Raw genomic sequence first — 15,485 nt, forward strand, 5'->3', positions numbered from 1 at the left:
CCTCCGGGCGCCGACTCAGATGATGTTCAGCCGTCGAGCCTCGCGTATCCACGAAGGGAACTCGGACAGCAACCGGTCGTACAGCTCGGCATCCGGTACGCGGCTGATGTCGTCGACGGCGAAGAATCCCACGTTGTCGACGCGGCGGCCGGGCAAGGTGTCGAACCGTTCCAGCACTCCGTAGTCGGAGCGGCCCAGCCCGACGAACTGCCAGAAGACCGGTTCGTCCACGGCTGCCCGCAGTTCGGTCTCGATCTCCTTGTTCCGGTAGACGCCGCCGTCGGAGAAGAAGAGGACCAGCGTGGGGGCTGCCGCCGGGTGATCGCGCACATAGGCCCGCACTTCGGCGATCACCTTCTGTTCCTCGTTCTGGATCCCGACCGCGCGCATGTCCACCTGTCCCGGCAACAGACCTTTCCGTGGCTTCCTGCGCCGGAACAACGTCAGTTCACCGACCCGGACATGACGCCGCAGCCACTCCGGCAGGTCGCCCAGGGCGAGGTCCGGGAGCCGGGCCGGGTTCGACGCGAACGTCCATGCCTGCATCTCACCGTCGTCGTCGAGCTGGGCGGCCACGGCCGCCATCCGCTCCACGACATCGGCCACGACGCCCTTCGAGTACAGGAACGACATCGACCCGGAGGCGTCCAGGACGAGGATCACGCGTGCGGTCACTCCCTCCGCACCGTGCTTGCGCAGGCTGACGGCTATCTGCTCCTTGCGCAGGGAGAGCCGCTTGCGCATGTCCACCGGAAGCTGCTCCTCGCCCTTGACGGGACGCGGGGCGGGGACCGCCGGGGTCCGGGGCGGGGTGGGAGGGCCGGCGTGCGGTGGGGCGCTCGGCACGGCAGGTGGGGGCGTGGGCGTGGGGACGGAGGAAGCGGACGTGGACGGGAACGCGGGCGCGGGCGTGGGGACGGAGGAAGCCGTCGACGCGGTGGCGCCCGGCTCGTCGTCCACGGTGATCCCGAAGTCGGTGGCCAGCCCCGCGAGTCCGGACGCGTATCCTTGCCCCACCGCGCGGAACTTCCACCGACCGGCCCGCCGATACAGTTCTCCGCCGATGAACGCGGTCTCTGTCGTCGCCTCCATCTCGAACAGCGCCAGCTCCTCACCCGTCCCGGCGTCGAGCAGCCGAAGCCGCAGACCGGACAACTGACCGAAGGTGCCACCGTCCGCCGAAGCACCGAGAACGACCCGCTCGACCTCCGGCTCCAGGGCCCCCAGATCCACCCCGACGGTGTCCTTCGTACCGCCACCGGTCCGCTGTTTTCCCAGATGACGCACGGCACCCGAGGCGTGCTGCGGCTGGTTGTAGAAGACGAAGTCCCCGTCGTCCCTCACCCGCCCGTCGGCACGGAGCAACAACGCCGAGGCGTCGGCGTCCGGCGCACCGACGCCCCCGGACCAGCCGAGCTCCACCTGTACCGCCGTGGCGGCGACGGAAAGGTTGCCGCCCTTGGCCATCGATGTCGCAGTCATGCGCCCAGTCTGCCCAAAGAACCCGGCCCCTGGACCGTCCGCTGCGCAACTGCACCGGCGTCGTTGTCGGTGGCGGCTGAGAAGCTGAACCGTATGGACAGTGAGGATGAGCAGCTGATGCGCGGCCGCATCTACGGAGCGGATCACGACCAGCCGGGCCCGAAGCCCGGGCGCAGCTACGCCGAACTGGTGGGCGGGCCGCTGGACGGATTGCTGCTCGACGTCACCGGCTGGAGGCCGGAGGAGATCGGCCACGGGGTCTCCCTCGCCACGGAGCTCGGACAGTTCGGCCCTGGTGGGCGAGCCCTGTACGACCCGCGCCCGGGCGACCCGTCCCGCTGGGACTGGGGCGGCGACAGCCCCTGACGGCCGCCACTCGGTGGAATGGACGGAGCTGTCGGCGGCGGAAACGGGTAGCCGCACCGCATGAGATCGCAACCGTGCTTCACGTTGGCCGCGACCACCCTTGACGCACCGGACGCGCGCGCGTTGGCGCGGTTCTATCAGGGCCTGCTCGGGTGGCCACTTCGGAGGGACGAACGAGACTGGGTCGAGATCGCGCCGCCCGACGGCGGCGCCGGGTTGTCGTTCCAGACGGAACCGCTCTTCATCCGGCCGCATTGGCCTGCGACACGGTCCGAACAGCAGATCATGATGCATCTGGACATCGAGGTGAACCACCTGTCCTCGGCCGTCGAGCACGCTGTCGCCCTGGGGGCGACCCTGGCGGACGTCCAGCCGCAGGACGATGTGCGGGTGCTGTTCGACCCGGTGGGTCATCCGTTCTGTCTGTTCAGCGCCGCTGACGCGCGTGCCTGACCGGGTGGCCGCCAGCTGCGCCCGACACCCACAGACTGAGGTCCAGGCCGCCCCGGCCTGCCCGGTCCAGCCCCACCCGGCCCGGCCCAGGCCACTCCCGGTCTCCGCCGGCCGAGGCACCTCTCCTACGGCGGGGAAGGTCCCCCCCGCCTCTCACCGCCCCTCACACCGACAGCGGGTCGACCGGCGGCCATGGGGAGCCCAGTTGCTCGGCATCATGCGAGCCGCCCCAGACCTCGGCGGTGGCACGGGGATCGCCTGCGGTCAGTCGCGCTTCAAGGCGCTCGGCCTGGTCCGAGGGGGGATCCGAGGAGACGGGGAGGGTCATCCCGAACTGAAGCCAGGGCAGATGGGCATCGGCCCGGTCACGGGGATACAGCAACACGACGTGAATGCGATCGGGCTCCATGCGGGAGGCCCAGACGCCTTCCAACGCGCAGTCCCACCTGACGAGCCAGTCCGCGTGTCTCCTCAGCCCTGCCTCAAGCAGCCGCGCAACCGCTCCTGACGGCCACTCCCAACTGCGGTCCTCTCCGGCTCGCATGACCTCGGCCTCGTACTGAACCGCGGTGAACCGAAGCTCCGGCAGGTGGACGTCCTCATTGGCGGGGTCGCGCCAGCCCGCCCAGACGACATGATCGCCGTCACGCGTGACCGTCACGTACAGCGCGCCACAGCACTCCTCCACGCCGCACCCGGACCGGGCGAGATGAACCTCGTGGGGCGTCGCCGTGGTGTGCAACAGCCCATCCTGGTCCAGCAGATGCCGAGGGCCCGCGCCCAGGTACCTGGAGCCTCCCACGCCACCGGGGACCACCTCGGCCAGAAGATCCCGGCCATTGACGATCGGGCGAACCTCCACGACACCCTCGCCGGGTGGAGGGCAAACGATGCTCAGACGGAGTATGTCCGGTCCCGTGGTCATCGGCCGATGATCGCTGAACCGGTCCGCAACTGTCATCTGAATTCACATGGCCTCCGCGCAGGCCAGGGCGACCGGCCGGCGCGCGTTGCGCGGGCCGGCCGATGGGGCGTGCGTGCGGGCTCAGCTGCCGCGACGGCCGGCCTGTTCCGGTGAGCACGCGGATCTCCCTCTCCATGAGTCGTCCGCCTCCTCCTCTCGTCGTCGGCGGTCGAACACCGAACCGGCTCAGGCGAGCAGGAAGCCCACGGGAACGGAGTTTCTCGGCGGAGGTGACGTGGGTGCCCCGCAGCGCAGTCGCCCGCGGAGACGGAACCTCCTCACGCCGACATCTGGTCCTCCAGACGAACCGGCATCAGCAGTGAGAAGGCGTACTCGTCGTCGGGCCGGCGGATCGCGAGCGGTGCGGTGGGCGCGCCCAGCTCCAGGATCAGCTCGTCCCGGGCCCCGGCGGTGAGCGCGTCCAGCAGGAACGCGCGGTTGACGCCGACGTTGTTCGGGTCGTCGTCACCGTCGTCGCAGACGATCACGGTCCCGTTCTCCGCGACCCGGAGCACGCTCAGGTCGTACGGCTCGCTGTCCTGCTCACGCGTCTCGCCCTCGCGGACCGGGCCGGTCTCCAGGGCCCTGCGGAAGGCCACTGCCTCGACACGGGCCCGGCGACCGGCGGGAAGGCGGACGAGGCGGCGGTAGTCGGGGAACTCGCCCCCGAGGCTCTGCCCCGCCGCCTGCCGGTCCCCGGTCTCGAGCGTCACCCGGTCACCGTCCACGACGAGTTCGGCGGGCTCCTCGCCGGTCAGCAGGGCCCGCATCGCGTCGGCGAGCGGCAGCGGCACGATCACCTGCGTCCGGGGCCCGCCGTGCCCGATCGTACGTGTTCGCGCGACCGCCATGCGGTAGCGATCGGTGGCCACGAGGTGGAGCAGTTCTCCCTCGATGTCGAACAGGATCCCGCCGAGCATCGGCAGCTCCGCGTCGGTACCGGCCGCGAAACGGACCGCGTCCAACGCGGCGGCCATCTCCGGCGCGGGCACGGAGAAACGGGCGGCGGCGGTGGTGGTGTGAAGCGAGGTCATGGAGGCAGTCTCCCTGTGGTCGAGTAGGGCTCGGAGTGCGGAGAACTCACGGCGGGCATCGGACAGCCCCGACTCGAGGCGGCGCAGGTGCGCCTGCAGAAGACCGCGCACCAGTTCCGCGTCCGCACCGCCCCAGCCGGCCAGGACGAGCCGGATGTCGGCCAGCGGCATGCCCGCCCTACGCAACCGGCCGAGCAGCCGGGCCTCTTCGAGCTGTTCGGGTGCGTACCAGCGGTATCCGCTCACCGGGTCCACCCAGGCGGGGACCAGCACTCCGGCACGGTCGTAGAACCGCAGGGCACTCACCCCGAGCCCGCTGTCCCGGGCCATTTCTCCAATGCTGCGCATCTCGCTCTCCACACCCGGGACTCTGCTGCCTCGACCATGTCGAGGGTCAACCTCGCCCTTCTCCCCAGCGTGGTGGCCGTGTGGCTTCGACAGCGTGAGGTGGCCCCGCTTGTAGTTGAGTTTCGGCCCCACTTGGCGATCGCTCGGGCATGATCTGTCAGCGTATTTCGGCCCCACCCTCGCGTCGCGGTGTGTGGTTCAAGTGCTCCAACCGTTGTTGTGATCTTGGTGGGCCGCCATCAACAAGCTGCCGAGTGCAGGACAGACGGACGGTGTCCCAGCCGCTGCCCTGCTGGTTCTTGGCGTCATGTGCCGGTGCAGCAGCAGGACCTCGGTCAGCGCGCGGCTTCCCTCGGCGTTGCCGTGAGCCTTGCGGACCGCTTCCCACCAAGCGCTGTGAACCGGGTGAACTCGACTGCGGCGCGGGCCTGTTCCAGCGCCGTCGCCCCGGCAGGGCGCCGGGCTTGCGCACAGGGGCCTCCAGGTAGTGGTCGAGCTCCAGCCGGACGGCGCCCTTGGCTACCAGGCGCTCGTGCCGAGCAACCTCCACGCGGCCGTCGTAGATGACCACTTCGGAGGCGTGCAGCAAGACCCGTACTCACCGTCCGATCAGCCGCACCGGTACCGAGTAGCGGTTGGTGCGGACACTGACCTGCACGTAGAGGTCCACCCGCGGGTTGGACCAGTGGCCTGTCTCGAACGGCTCCGTGGGCAGCGGTTTGAGCAGTGGCTGTTCGGCGGCGAAGTACTCGCCCACCGTCCGGGGCCTCGCCCCGATCCGGCGCCGGTCGTCCTCGACGTCGCACTCGTCGATCCCCTGGGCGACGGCGTAGCTGAGGTTGTCGTAACGGACGCTGCCGACCCGACCGGAACCCCTCCAATATTGCGGGTCTCGATGTCAAGTCACAGGTCGTGCTGATCAGCAGAAGACTCCTTGTCAGTGGCCGCGGGGATACTGGCGCCGTGAAGACGTCTTCCTCCGCCACGGCCAGCTCAGTCCAGCCTTCCCCCGCCTGGGTCGAGTCGATGGGCGGCCCGCTGATAGCAGTGCCGGTTTCCGCATTGGCCCGGTGGCTTGGTTGCACAGAGTCGGGGATGGTCGTCGGCGACGGGAACGTTATGGACGACTATGACCGCGCCTGCGAGGTAGAGGGTTTGGCCGGAGTGATCGCCGTCGGCGAGGAGGGCTCCCAAGGGCTTGTCTTGGGGGACGAGCCCGCCAGCAGCTGCTATCTGCCGGAACACCAAGCGTTCGTCCGCTGGCTGGGCGCCAACTGCGAGGTCGATCTGATCGCCGCTGCCGAGGCGGTGCTTGCTGACCCCACCACCGTGTGGGAGGAGTGCGGTGTCTGGGAGACGGATGGCCCGGCAGTGCTCATGGACTCCGTGACAGCCGGGGCCGAGCTGGGGGTCGAGTACCCGGCCGGCGGTGGCCTGCCGGAGCAAGCGCCCGTCCCGATTCGGCCCGGCCGCTGGGCAGTTCGCGCCGTCTATGCCTCGCCGATCGAGGAGACCTCGGTTGGGGTGATCCATCTTCTGCATTGGCCGTCGCACTGACCGAGCCGCATCCTCCGTGTGGGGAAGTTCAGGAGGTTCTCCGTCGAGGCGGCTGAGGAGTCCGTCGAAGATCTGCTCGCGGGCGACCTGACTCGACCAGGTCCGGGCGCACGATCGGCAGGCCGAATCGCCGGCCCGGCGCATCAGTCCTCCACTCACGGCCGGCGTCGATCGCGGCGCTTGCTTCCAGGTACTGCTCGACGAGCCAGCTGCTCGCCAGGTGGAGGTGGATCCGGGGACGCCGTCGAGGATCTCGTCCGGGCCGTCGGCGGACAATGGCCGACCGTGGGTCGGCCCGCGCGCAGCACCACGAACAGCCGGTCGTGCTCGACCGGCGGGCGCTCACGGTCCAAGTAGCCGCCGACCGCGCTGAAGAACTGCGCTGAGACGGGTATCAGGCGCACCGCCCGCTCGCAGCGCTGGGACCCGGCCGAGGTCGTCAGGATGCTGCTGGAGGCGGAGATCAAGGGACGCGACGAGGCGGCCCGCCGCAACCAGCGCAAGATGGCCCAGCTGCCTTCGGGGAAGACCTTCGAGTCGTGGCGGGAGGCCGACTCCTCGAGCCCGGCGCCTACCCAGCACGCACTCATGACGCTGGAATGGGTCACCCGGGCGGAGCACTTGGCGGTTGCGGGACCAAGCGGTACTGGAAAGAGCCACCTCGCGGAAGCACTGGCGAACAAGGCGATCGACCAGGGCATGAAGGTCGCCTGGTTCACCCTGGAGTCGCTGACCACCCACCTCGGGCGGGCCACCGTCGACAACACGGTCTCCAAGGCCGTCGCGAAGATCACCAGGTGCGACCTCATCGTCGTCGGCGACATCGGCATGCTGCCCAGCGGACAGGTCGCCGCGGAGGCGTTCTACCGCGTGATCGACGCAGCCTACGAGCGCCGGTCCGTGATCGTGACCTCGAACCTCGCCCCCGCAGGATTCGATTCGATCATGCCCAAGACACTGGCCACTGCCACTGCCACTGCCACTGCCACTGCCACTGCCACTGCCACCGCCGCCGTCGACCGGCGCCTGCACCATGCCCACATCGTCCTGACCGAAGGGTCCTTGCTGAGGCTGACCCAGGCCACCAGCGGCCAGGGCGTCGTCCCCCTCGCCCCGGCCGGCTGACCGCCGTCTCCTCAGACGGGCTCCGGGAGCGGACCAAGGTGCTTGATCACACGCTCACGCAGAAGAAGGTACTCCTCCCAGCGGCGGGGCAGCGGGCCCGGCAGCCGCTCGACGACACGAGCAGCCGTGACGGTCTGCCCGCGCTGGAACTGTTCGAGTGTCAGGTCGAGTTCCACCCCGCTGGACAGCCGGTTCCACCAGTGGAAACCGTGCTGAGTCCCGTCAAGGTGCACCTCGCCGACCATGAGATCACCACCGAAGACGTCGTTGACGATCAACGCCGTGATGTCGCAGTGCCCCCAGGCCGGGTTGTCCGGCTGCCAGTCGGCCTGGTCGTCGGGCGAGCAGGTGTCGGCGGCCCAGCCAGCACGCAGGGCCTTGTCGAGATCAAGAAGATTCCAAGGGGTCATGCCGTGAGCATCGCAGCCACCACTGACATCACAGGCGGCGCAGAGGCGCACGGCCCGACCGTTCCGACCACGCACGGACACACCCGAACAGCGGGGGAACAGTCATGCAAACGAGGTGCATCGTTGCCGGACGCTGCCCTATTCAGCCACGCCTGGCATCTGACGCCGTGCTTCCGACAACCACAGCCCTGCACCACCACGCGTCATTGACTCATCGCATCCCTCGACGGCTGACTCCAGATAGTCCAGCCGTGCCTGCGCAAGGCTCAGCCTGCCGTTGGGCCCACCCCGCACGATGTGCGCGTCCACGTCATCCTGCCCGTCGTCCTCCCAACCGCGCTCCGGACAGATTTCGAAATTGGCCCGTTCCTCCAGGGCCCGCTGGAAACAGCAGGGGCATGCGATGAGGGCGCCAGCGACGTCGTTCGACGGACTGGAGAGACTCTTCAGAGACCCATGGCTGACATCGTTCCGCTCCCTTCATGATCCAAAAGAAACTACGTGGACGTTGCCGCAGTCGCCCCCCGCTTCGACGCCGGGCCGGTGCGACTGCGGGATGAACACCTGGGCCGGCCCCCGTCCCTCCGTTCCAGAAACCGCGAGCGCGCACGTTCCCGAGCACAGGGCTGTCGCACCGCACCCGGCGGTGTCGCCGGGTGCGGTGCGACAGGACCGAACCATGAACCGGGTTCAGGCCGCGAGGAGTTCCTGTTCGCGGTCGGGGGTCTTGATCCTGGGCTTCTTGTTCGGCAGCGAGAGCCGGACCACCTTGCGCCACGCCGAGAACACCTGCTTGGGCAGCGGTCCGGTGACGTACTCCAGCTCGTACTTCTCGAACAGCGCGCGCACCTTCACCGCGACCTCGGCGTACCGGTTGCTCGGCAGGTCGGGGAACAGGTGGTGCTCGATCTGGTGCGACAGGTTGCCGGTCATGAAGTGCATGGCCTTGCTGCCGCTGATGTTCGCCGAGCCCATCATCTGGCGCAGGTACCACTGGCCGCGCGTCTCGCCCTTGATCGACCGGCGCTCGAAGACCTGCACACCCTCGGGGAAGTGCCCGCACATGATCACCGAGTGGGACCAGATGTTGCGGACCAGGTTCGCGGTGAACGTGGCGGCGAGCGTGGTGAGGAACGACGGGCCCGACAGCAGCGGGTGGATCACATAGTCCTTGAGCACCTGCTTGCGGATCTTGCGGCCCACGGCCTTGGCCCGCGCGCGGAACTCCGGGTCCTTGCGGCGGCGCTTGCGCAGGTTCTTGCCGAGCTCCAGGTCGTACGCCGCGATGCCGTACTCGAAGAAGCAGGCGTTGATGAAGTTCCACACCGGCTGGCCGATGTGGAACGGGTGCCACCTCTGGTCCTCGTCGACGCGCATGATGCCGTAGCCGAGGTCGTTGTCCTTGCCGATCACGTTGGTGTACGTGTGGTGCAGCTCGTTGTGGGAGTGCTTCCACTGGTCGGCCGGCGAGACGTGATCCCATTCCCAGGTGGTGGAGTGGATCTTCGGGTCCCGCATCCAGTCCCACTGGCCGTGCAGGATGTTGTGGCCGATCTCCATGTTGTCCATGATCTTCGCCACGGACAGACCCGCGGTGCCGATGATCCACGCGGGCGGGAAGAACGAGAACAGCAGCACACCCCGGCTGACCAGCTCCAGCTTGCGCTGCGCCGAGATGACCTTGCGGATGTAGGCGGCGTCCTTCTCACCGCGGCTCGCGATCACCTCGTCGCGGATCGCGTCCAGCTCGCGGCCGAGCTCCTCGATCTGCTCCGCGGTCAGATGGGCGGTGGGGTCGATGGCGGTCAAGGTGCTCCTACCGTTCGATGTCGCAGGGGCCCGCGGCGGCGGACACACAGGTCTGGATGAGGACGCCCGGCTCGGCCTCGGTGATCTCGCCGGTGCGCAGGTCGCGGACGGCGCCCGCCTTGAGCGGCGTGACGCAGCCGAAACAGATGCCCATGCGGCACCCGGAGGGCATGAGCACGCCGGCTTCCTCGCCGACGTCGAGAAGCGGCGTGGCGCCGTCCGCGTCGACGGTCCTGCCGGTGCCGCTGAACGTGACCTCGCCGCCTTCGCCGGCGACGACGATGCCGGGGCGGAAGCGTTCGGTGTGCAGGCGTTCGTGCACGCCGTGCTCGGCCCAGTGCTTTTCGGCAGCGTCGAGCAGGCCCGCGGGCCCGCAGGCCCAGGTCTCGCGCTCGGCCCAGTCGGGCACGAGTTCGTCGAGACGGGCGATGTCGAGCATGCCGTCGGTGTCGGTGTGCACCTCGGTGAGCCGCAGCTTCCGGTCCGCGACCAGGGCATGCAGCTCGTCGCGGAAGATCACGTCCTGCGGCCGCGGCGCGCAGTGGACCATGACGACGTCGTCGAACTCGGTGTCGCGCAGCATGCCCATCACCGGGGTGATGCCGCTGCCGGCCGTCAGGTAGAGCACCTTGGCGGGCTTGGCCCGCGGCAGTACGAAGTCACCGGTGGCCTGGTCGAGCTGGATCAGCGTGCCCGGCTTCGTCCTGCGGACCAGGTGGTTGCTGACCTTGCCGTCCGGGATCGCCTTCACGGTGATCGTGACGCGGCCGTCCTGGCGGTTCGTCGGTGACGTCACCGAGTAGGCGCGCCACAGGCGCACCCCGTCGACGTCGACCCCGATCCGCACGTACTGACCGGCCGTGTGGCCGCGCCAGCCCCGTCCCGGTCTGATCACGATCGTCGCGGCGTCACCCGTCTCGGGGTGCACGGCCTCGATGCGCCCCCGCAGGTCCGCGCCCGCGCGCAGCGGGCTGACCAGGTCGAGGTAGTCCGACGGCAGCAGCGGCGTCGTGACCATCTCCAGCAGTTTCCACGCCCCGCTGCGGAGGGCTGTACTCGTCATGAGTCCAGCTTGCTGTGCCTCAAGGCGTAAAGTCCTGACCGCAGGATGTGAAACTGGTCGGCTGAATTGTTCGCAGGGAATAGAAACGTGAGTCATGCGATCCGCAGGGTCAGCGAGCTGGCCCTGGATGAGACGACGGTCACCGCACTTCGGGCCGCGCTGAGGACCACTGCCGACGAGGTCGTCCAGGCGATCATCGACGAGGTCCCTCCCTACGCAGGCGCCCTGTCGGGCCACATGGGCGCCACCATCCGCCGCGCCGTCCGCACCGCCCTGGGGCACTATCTGGACCTCGCGAGCGGGAACGCCACGGAGGGCGACGCCGGGGACGCGGCCTACGAGCTGGGCCGCGGCGAGGTCCGCGACGGCCGTTCGATGGACGCTCTGCTCAGCGCCTACCGCGTCGGGGCCCGCGTGGCCTGGCGGTGCCTGGCGGCGGGAGCCGTACCCGCGGGTCTGCCCGCCGCCGAGGTCGCCAAGTTCGCCGAACTGACCTTCGCCTACATCGACGAGCTCTCCGCCGCGAGCGCCGCGGGCCACGCCGACGAACTGGCCGCCCGGGGCAGGGCCCACGAGCGCCACCTGGAACACCTGGCCCGCGACCTCCTCGCCGACGCGAGCTCGGACGTCCTGCTGGCCTCTGCGCAACGGGCCGGGTGGCAGCCTCCGGTTTCGCTGACCGCGGTCCTGCTTCCCGCCGCCCAGGCACGGCCCGCCTACCGCGTGCTCGACCCGAACACCCTCGTCCTCGACGATCTGCCGGACGCCACCGGCGTGCTGCTCGTCCCCGATGCCGACCGACCACATCTCCTGCGGCAGCTGGCCGACCGCAGCGCCGTGGTCGGCCCGGCCCGACCGTGGGTGCGCGCGTCGGCCTCGTACGCGCGCGCCGTACGCGCGCGCTCCCTCTCCGCTGACATTCGCGACACCGAGGACCACCTGCCCGAGCTGGTGCTGAGCGCCGACGCGGACGCCTTCGCGGACCTGCGCGCCCGAGCCCTCGCACCGTTGCGGGCCTTGCCCGAAGCGACCGGACGACGGCTGGAGGAGACGTTGCGGGCGTGGCTGCTGCACCAGGGCAGGCGGGACGAGGTCGCGGCGGCGCTGTTCGTCCATCCCCAGACCGTCCGCTACCGCATGTCCCAGCTGCGGGAGCTGTTTCCGGATCTCGCCTCGCCGGACCGCGTCCTCGAACTGACGCTGGCGGTCGGTCTGCGGGCCGGCTGACGCGGCTCGACCGGATCCGGCGGACGACGCGCCCCGGTCCGGCGCCCCGCGCGAGAGATGATGGGGGACGGAAAGACGGAACGTGAGGTCAGGAGCTTCCATGACGAAGCGGGTCCACCGCCCCCGTGAGGACGCGGAGTTCGATTTCATCCTCGGGAAGAGCGGAGTTCCGGTCCTCGCATACTTCACCGGGACATGGCCCAAGGCGATCGAGCCCTGCCGGGTGATGGACCTCGTCGTGGGCGCCGTCGCCGACGACTGCGCGGGCCGCCTGACGGTCGTCCGCGCCGACATCACGCGTTGTCCGGCCGCCACCGAGCGATACGGGATCACCGGAGCCCCGTCCTGCGTCCTGCTGAAGGAGGGAGAGGTGCTGGCCCACGGCACGGGGCCCATGACCACCGCCGAGGTACGGCAACTGCTGGACGACCACCTCTGAGCGGCCGCTGCGGCGCATCGAACCGGTCGCCCGCTTGCCGAAGCCGGCAGTGAGGCCGGGCCGTGAGGAGTTCACTTATGATCATTGCGGACGGAACGCTCACTCGCGGTGAGTGATGATCCCATCGCTTGGGGCCTGCCATGATCAAAGAGTTGCTTCAGGAACTCCTGTCGACCGCGTTCGGCAACTGGACTCCGAACGACGGATGCACGGATGCCGAAGTCACCGCTGCCGAGGATCGCTTGGGGATCCGCCTGCCGGACGCCATGCGTGACTACTACGCCGCAGCCGGCCGGCACCCGGAGCTGATGGGCATGAGCGGCCACGAGCACACTCTCCGGGTGAGCGCACCTGAGCACCTGAGCATCGAGGACGGACACCTGGTTTTCTGCGGGGAGAACCGAGAGCTCACCCAGTGGAGCGTGCGCCCGGATGATGTCAACTGGCCCGACCCCAGAGTCCATGGCCGGAGCGAGCCGGGCGGAAAGTGGTTCAGCGAATCCCGGAAGATGTCGTCCTTCCTGGTCAATGTCGCCGCCAGGCAGGCCCTGAGGTCGTTTCCGCATCAAGCCACGTGCCGCATCCATCAGCAGCAACTGGGAGTCGTCGAGTCGCTGCTCGGGTACCTCGGATCTCACGAGATGCAGAAGGGCGGTCACTGGCTGAGCTTCATCGACCCGACGAGACGCGTTCTGGCCAGCTACTCCTACAACACCGACACACTGCGCGTCGCGGCCGTGGACGCCACCGCACTCGAATCCCTGCACGAACGTTCAGGTCTGCCACTCAGACTGACGTGAAGCGGGGAAAGGGCTTCCACGTGGCTGCCGACCACCTCGGCACCCGGCCCTTCGTCGACCGCGAACGCATCGGCGCCATCGGCATGTGCGCCGGCTTGCGATCGAATGGTCGGTGACCCGGCTGCCTCATGACCGACCCCGAGAGGGCGAGGCGGCGACGTACTCAAGGCCTCGTACAGGTGGACGCGGTGCCCTCGTGCTGGTACCAGACTGTGTCTATCTCGCGGCCGTCGGGCAGGGTGTGGCGGGCCGGGACGAAGCCGGCGCGTTCCAGGGCACGGCGGCACGGGAGGTTATCCGTCGCCGTGCCCGCCCGTACCGTCGGCAGGCCGGCGTGGCCGTGGGCCAACTCCGCACCCGCCAGGAACAGTTCGACGCCGAGGCCCTGGCCTCGGTGGTCGGGGGCGAGGGTGCCGCCGAGCTCGTTCCTGTCGGGGTGGAGTTCGAGGTGGCCGGCGTAGCGGCCGCTCTGGCGGTGTACGCAGACCAAGAGTTCGAACGTCCCGGGGCTGGGTGTGAAGGGTTCGGCCAGGTCGGGGTTGGCCAGTGGCCGACCGCTTGGCCGCGGCCCTCTAGGAGTGGCTGTGACCAGCGCCTTCCCGACAACCCCTAGTCGACCTGGACCACGTACTTGCCCCGCACCCCGCCCGCCTCCAGCGCGCGGTGTGCCGCCGCTGTCTCTTCCAGCGGGAAGACCGTGTCCACTGCCGGCCGTAGTTTTCCCTCCGTCACATGGCGGGCGAGGTCGTCGAGGTGAGCGCGTTCGGGGTTGCCGCTGAAGAAGCGCACTCGGCCACGTCCGTGGACAGCACTGGCCGCGAGGTAGCCCAGCGAGGCGGCGGGCCGCGTCAGGTCGATGGCGATGGTGACCATGCGTCCGCCGGGTTTCAGCATCCGCCGGACGGCACGCAGGTCGCTTCCCGCCGTGTCGAGGACCACGTCGAACAGTCCGAGTTCCGCAGGTGAGACGGTCCGGTGGTCGGCGGCGTGGTGGGCTCCGAGCGTACGGACGAAGTCGAGGTTGGCTGCGCGGGCCAGGGCCGTGACCTCGGCGCCGTACGCCTGTCCGAGCTGGACGGCCGCGTTGCCGACGCCGCCTGCCCCGCCCCGTATGAGCAGCCGTTCGCCGGGGCTCAACGCGGCCTTGTCGCGCAGAGCCGTGACGGCGGTGGTGGCCACCGGCAGCGCGGCGGCGGCCACCAGATCCAGCCCGTCCGGGACCCGACCGAGCCGCTCGGGCCGTACGGTCACGTACTGCGCGGCGCTGCCGAATCCGGAGCTGCGGCCCAGGACACCCCACACCTGGTCGCCGACCGCCACGCCCGTGGCCCCTGAGCCGAGTTCGGCGATTTCACCAGTGAAGTCCAGCCCGACGCGCTGCGGGAACTTCCGGCCCGTGATGAGACGCGCCCTTCCGGAACGGGCAGCCAGCTCACCGCCGTTCACGCTGAACGCGCGCACACGCACGAGGACTTCGCCGGGTGCCGGTCCGGGACGGGGGACCCGGCCCACATACAGCACCTCGGGGCCGCCGAAGCGGTCGAACAGTACGGCTTTCATCATGCGGTCGTCCATCGCCTTCGTACTCGCCTTCGTTCTCGCCTTCGCCACCAGTGGCGGGGGATCGTGGCGCCGAGCGTAGGCTGACAAGTGGACGGGATCGTCCACTTGACCGGAGGTGAGAGACAGCGGTGGGGGAATCCTCTCGGATCGCGGGGCAGGACGGTCTGCGGGCGGACGCCCGGCGCAACCGGCGGCGCATCCTCTCGGCCGCCCGCCTGGTCTTCGCCGAGCACGGCATCGACGCACCCATGGCGGTCGTGGCCCGACGGGCGGGGGTCGGCGTGGCGACGCTGTACCGGCGGTTTCCGACGCGGGACGCCCTGGTGCGGGCCACGTTCGCACACCAGATGGACACGTGCGCTCGGGCACTCACCGACGCGCTGGCCGATCCCGATCCGTGGCAGGGCTTCCAGCGGCTGGTCGAGACGGTCTGCGAACTGCAACGGGAGGAACGGGGCTTCCCGGCCGCGTTCGTCACGGCCTTTCCAGACAGCACACGAGAACACGCGCGCGTGCGGGAGCAGACCGAGCGGGACTTCATGACCTTGGTCCGCAGGGCACAGGCGGCGGGCGCGCTACGCGCCGACTTTCACCCCTCCGACATCGCTGTGGCCCTGCTGGCCCACTGCGGTCTGGTCACCGCGCTGCCGGGTGACCGTGCGGCGTCCCGGCGTCTGGTGGCGTACTTGCTCCAGTCGTTCCGCGCCGAGGCGGCCCACGGAGCGCTGCCGGCGCCGAGCGCACTGTCGTTGCGCAGTCTTCCGCTCGCGGCGGACGGTTCCCGAGCTCGGCAATCCGCCAGAGCCTGACACGAAGCGGCGCTTGTGGCGCCGCCGTCCGCACTT

Annotated in this window: 18 protein-coding genes; 8 read left to right on the forward strand and 10 right to left on the reverse strand. The window is 69.5% G+C overall.

Features of this window, described 5'->3' with window-relative positions; all coding sequences use genetic code 11:
- Nucleotides 1-15: 15 nt before the first annotated feature.
- Nucleotides 16-1,482: a VWA domain-containing protein gene (locus tag GWK25_RS24265; RefSeq protein WP_215452924.1), complete on the reverse strand. Its 1,467-nt coding sequence runs from the start codon at nucleotides 1,480-1,482 to the stop codon at nucleotides 16-18.
- 93 nt (nucleotides 1,483-1,575) lie between these two features.
- On the opposite strand from GWK25_RS24265, the gene GWK25_RS24270 reads away from it, so the two are divergent.
- Nucleotides 1,576-1,848, forward strand: coding sequence for a hypothetical protein (locus GWK25_RS24270; protein WP_215452925.1), 273 nt, complete (start codon nucleotides 1,576-1,578; stop codon nucleotides 1,846-1,848).
- Between the two features lie 84 nt (nucleotides 1,849-1,932).
- Nucleotides 1,933-2,301, forward strand: a complete 369-nt coding sequence (locus tag GWK25_RS24275) for a VOC family protein (protein ID WP_251829011.1) — start codon at nucleotides 1,933-1,935, stop codon at nucleotides 2,299-2,301.
- 163 nt (nucleotides 2,302-2,464) lie between these two features.
- Here the strand turns inward: GWK25_RS24275 and GWK25_RS24280 are convergent, their stop codons facing one another.
- The 3 genes from GWK25_RS24280 to GWK25_RS24290 form a co-directional block, all read right to left on the reverse strand.
- The gene (locus tag GWK25_RS24280; RefSeq protein ID WP_215452927.1) at nucleotides 2,465-3,226 is read right to left on the reverse strand and encodes a hypothetical protein; all 762 of its coding nucleotides are present in this window, start codon (nucleotides 3,224-3,226) and stop codon (nucleotides 2,465-2,467) included.
- 317 nt (nucleotides 3,227-3,543) lie between these two features.
- Nucleotides 3,544-4,647, reverse strand: coding sequence for a MerR family transcriptional regulator (locus tag GWK25_RS24285; protein ID WP_215452930.1), 1,104 nt, complete (start codon nucleotides 4,645-4,647; stop codon nucleotides 3,544-3,546).
- A 598-nt stretch (nucleotides 4,648-5,245) separates the two neighbouring features.
- Nucleotides 5,246-5,404: a hypothetical protein gene (locus GWK25_RS24290; RefSeq protein WP_215452932.1), complete on the reverse strand. Its 159-nt coding sequence runs from the start codon at nucleotides 5,402-5,404 to the stop codon at nucleotides 5,246-5,248.
- Nucleotides 5,405-5,673: 269 nt separating this feature from the next.
- Here GWK25_RS24290 and GWK25_RS24295 point away from each other — a divergent pair, with 269 nt between their 5' ends.
- The gene (locus GWK25_RS24295) at nucleotides 5,674-6,204 is read left to right on the forward strand and encodes an Imm21 family immunity protein (RefSeq protein ID WP_215457547.1); all 531 of its coding nucleotides are present in this window, start codon (nucleotides 5,674-5,676) and stop codon (nucleotides 6,202-6,204) included.
- A 444-nt stretch (nucleotides 6,205-6,648) separates the two neighbouring features.
- Nucleotides 6,649-7,329 carry an ATP-binding protein gene (locus GWK25_RS24300; protein WP_251829012.1) on the forward strand — a complete coding sequence of 227 codons (681 nt, stop codon included), beginning with the start codon at nucleotides 6,649-6,651 and terminating at the stop codon, nucleotides 7,327-7,329.
- A gap of 11 nt (nucleotides 7,330-7,340) precedes the next feature.
- On the opposite strand, the gene GWK25_RS24305 is transcribed toward GWK25_RS24300, so the two are convergent.
- The 4 genes from GWK25_RS24305 to GWK25_RS24320 form a co-directional block, all read right to left on the reverse strand.
- Nucleotides 7,341-7,739 (reverse strand): hypothetical protein, encoded by a 399-nt coding sequence (locus GWK25_RS24305; protein ID WP_215452934.1) that lies wholly within the window; start codon nucleotides 7,737-7,739, stop codon nucleotides 7,341-7,343.
- A 138-nt stretch (nucleotides 7,740-7,877) separates the two neighbouring features.
- Entirely contained in the window at nucleotides 7,878-8,189 is a 312-nt protein-coding gene (locus tag GWK25_RS24310) for a CPCC family cysteine-rich protein (RefSeq protein ID WP_215457548.1), read from the reverse strand.
- A gap of 240 nt (nucleotides 8,190-8,429) precedes the next feature.
- A complete protein-coding gene (locus GWK25_RS24315; protein WP_215452936.1) occupies nucleotides 8,430-9,548 on the reverse strand; it encodes an acyl-CoA desaturase in 1,119 nt (372 codons plus the stop codon).
- A gap of 7 nt (nucleotides 9,549-9,555) precedes the next feature.
- Nucleotides 9,556-10,611 carry a ferredoxin reductase gene (locus GWK25_RS24320; protein ID WP_215452939.1) on the reverse strand — a complete coding sequence of 352 codons (1,056 nt, stop codon included), beginning with the start codon at nucleotides 10,609-10,611 and terminating at the stop codon, nucleotides 9,556-9,558.
- Nucleotides 10,612-10,698: 87 nt separating this feature from the next.
- Here GWK25_RS24320 and GWK25_RS24325 point away from each other — a divergent pair, with 87 nt between their 5' ends.
- The 3 genes from GWK25_RS24325 to GWK25_RS24335 all read left to right on the forward strand — a co-directional run bounded on the left by GWK25_RS24325 (nucleotide 10,699) and on the right by GWK25_RS24335 (nucleotide 13,077).
- A complete protein-coding gene (locus GWK25_RS24325; RefSeq protein ID WP_215452941.1) occupies nucleotides 10,699-11,838 on the forward strand; it encodes a CdaR family transcriptional regulator in 1,140 nt (379 codons plus the stop codon).
- A gap of 100 nt (nucleotides 11,839-11,938) precedes the next feature.
- Nucleotides 11,939-12,277 carry a co-chaperone YbbN gene (locus GWK25_RS24330; protein WP_215452943.1) on the forward strand — a complete coding sequence of 113 codons (339 nt, stop codon included), beginning with the start codon at nucleotides 11,939-11,941 and terminating at the stop codon, nucleotides 12,275-12,277.
- A gap of 140 nt (nucleotides 12,278-12,417) precedes the next feature.
- On the forward strand, nucleotides 12,418-13,077 hold the full coding sequence (locus tag GWK25_RS24335) for an SMI1/KNR4 family protein (RefSeq protein ID WP_215452944.1): 660 nt from the start codon (nucleotides 12,418-12,420) through the stop codon (nucleotides 13,075-13,077).
- A 163-nt stretch (nucleotides 13,078-13,240) separates the two neighbouring features.
- Here the strand turns inward: GWK25_RS24335 and GWK25_RS24340 are convergent, their stop codons facing one another.
- Together GWK25_RS24340 and GWK25_RS24345 are read right to left on the reverse strand one after the other, a co-directional pair.
- The gene (locus GWK25_RS24340; RefSeq protein ID WP_251829014.1) at nucleotides 13,241-13,567 is read right to left on the reverse strand and encodes a GNAT family N-acetyltransferase; all 327 of its coding nucleotides are present in this window, start codon (nucleotides 13,565-13,567) and stop codon (nucleotides 13,241-13,243) included.
- Nucleotides 13,568-13,686: 119 nt separating this feature from the next.
- Nucleotides 13,687-14,652, reverse strand: a complete 966-nt coding sequence (locus tag GWK25_RS24345; protein WP_215452945.1) for an NAD(P)-dependent alcohol dehydrogenase — start codon at nucleotides 14,650-14,652, stop codon at nucleotides 13,687-13,689.
- 116 nt (nucleotides 14,653-14,768) lie between these two features.
- Here GWK25_RS24345 and GWK25_RS24350 point away from each other — a divergent pair, with 116 nt between their 5' ends.
- The gene (locus GWK25_RS24350) at nucleotides 14,769-15,449 is read left to right on the forward strand and encodes a TetR/AcrR family transcriptional regulator (RefSeq protein ID WP_215452946.1); all 681 of its coding nucleotides are present in this window, start codon (nucleotides 14,769-14,771) and stop codon (nucleotides 15,447-15,449) included.
- The last annotated feature ends 36 nt before the right edge of the window (nucleotides 15,450-15,485 follow it).

Origin of the sequence: Streptomyces sp. ATCC 21386, from assembly GCF_018728545.1 — a bacterium.
Lineage (GTDB): Bacteria > Actinomycetota > Actinomycetes > Streptomycetales > Streptomycetaceae > Streptomyces.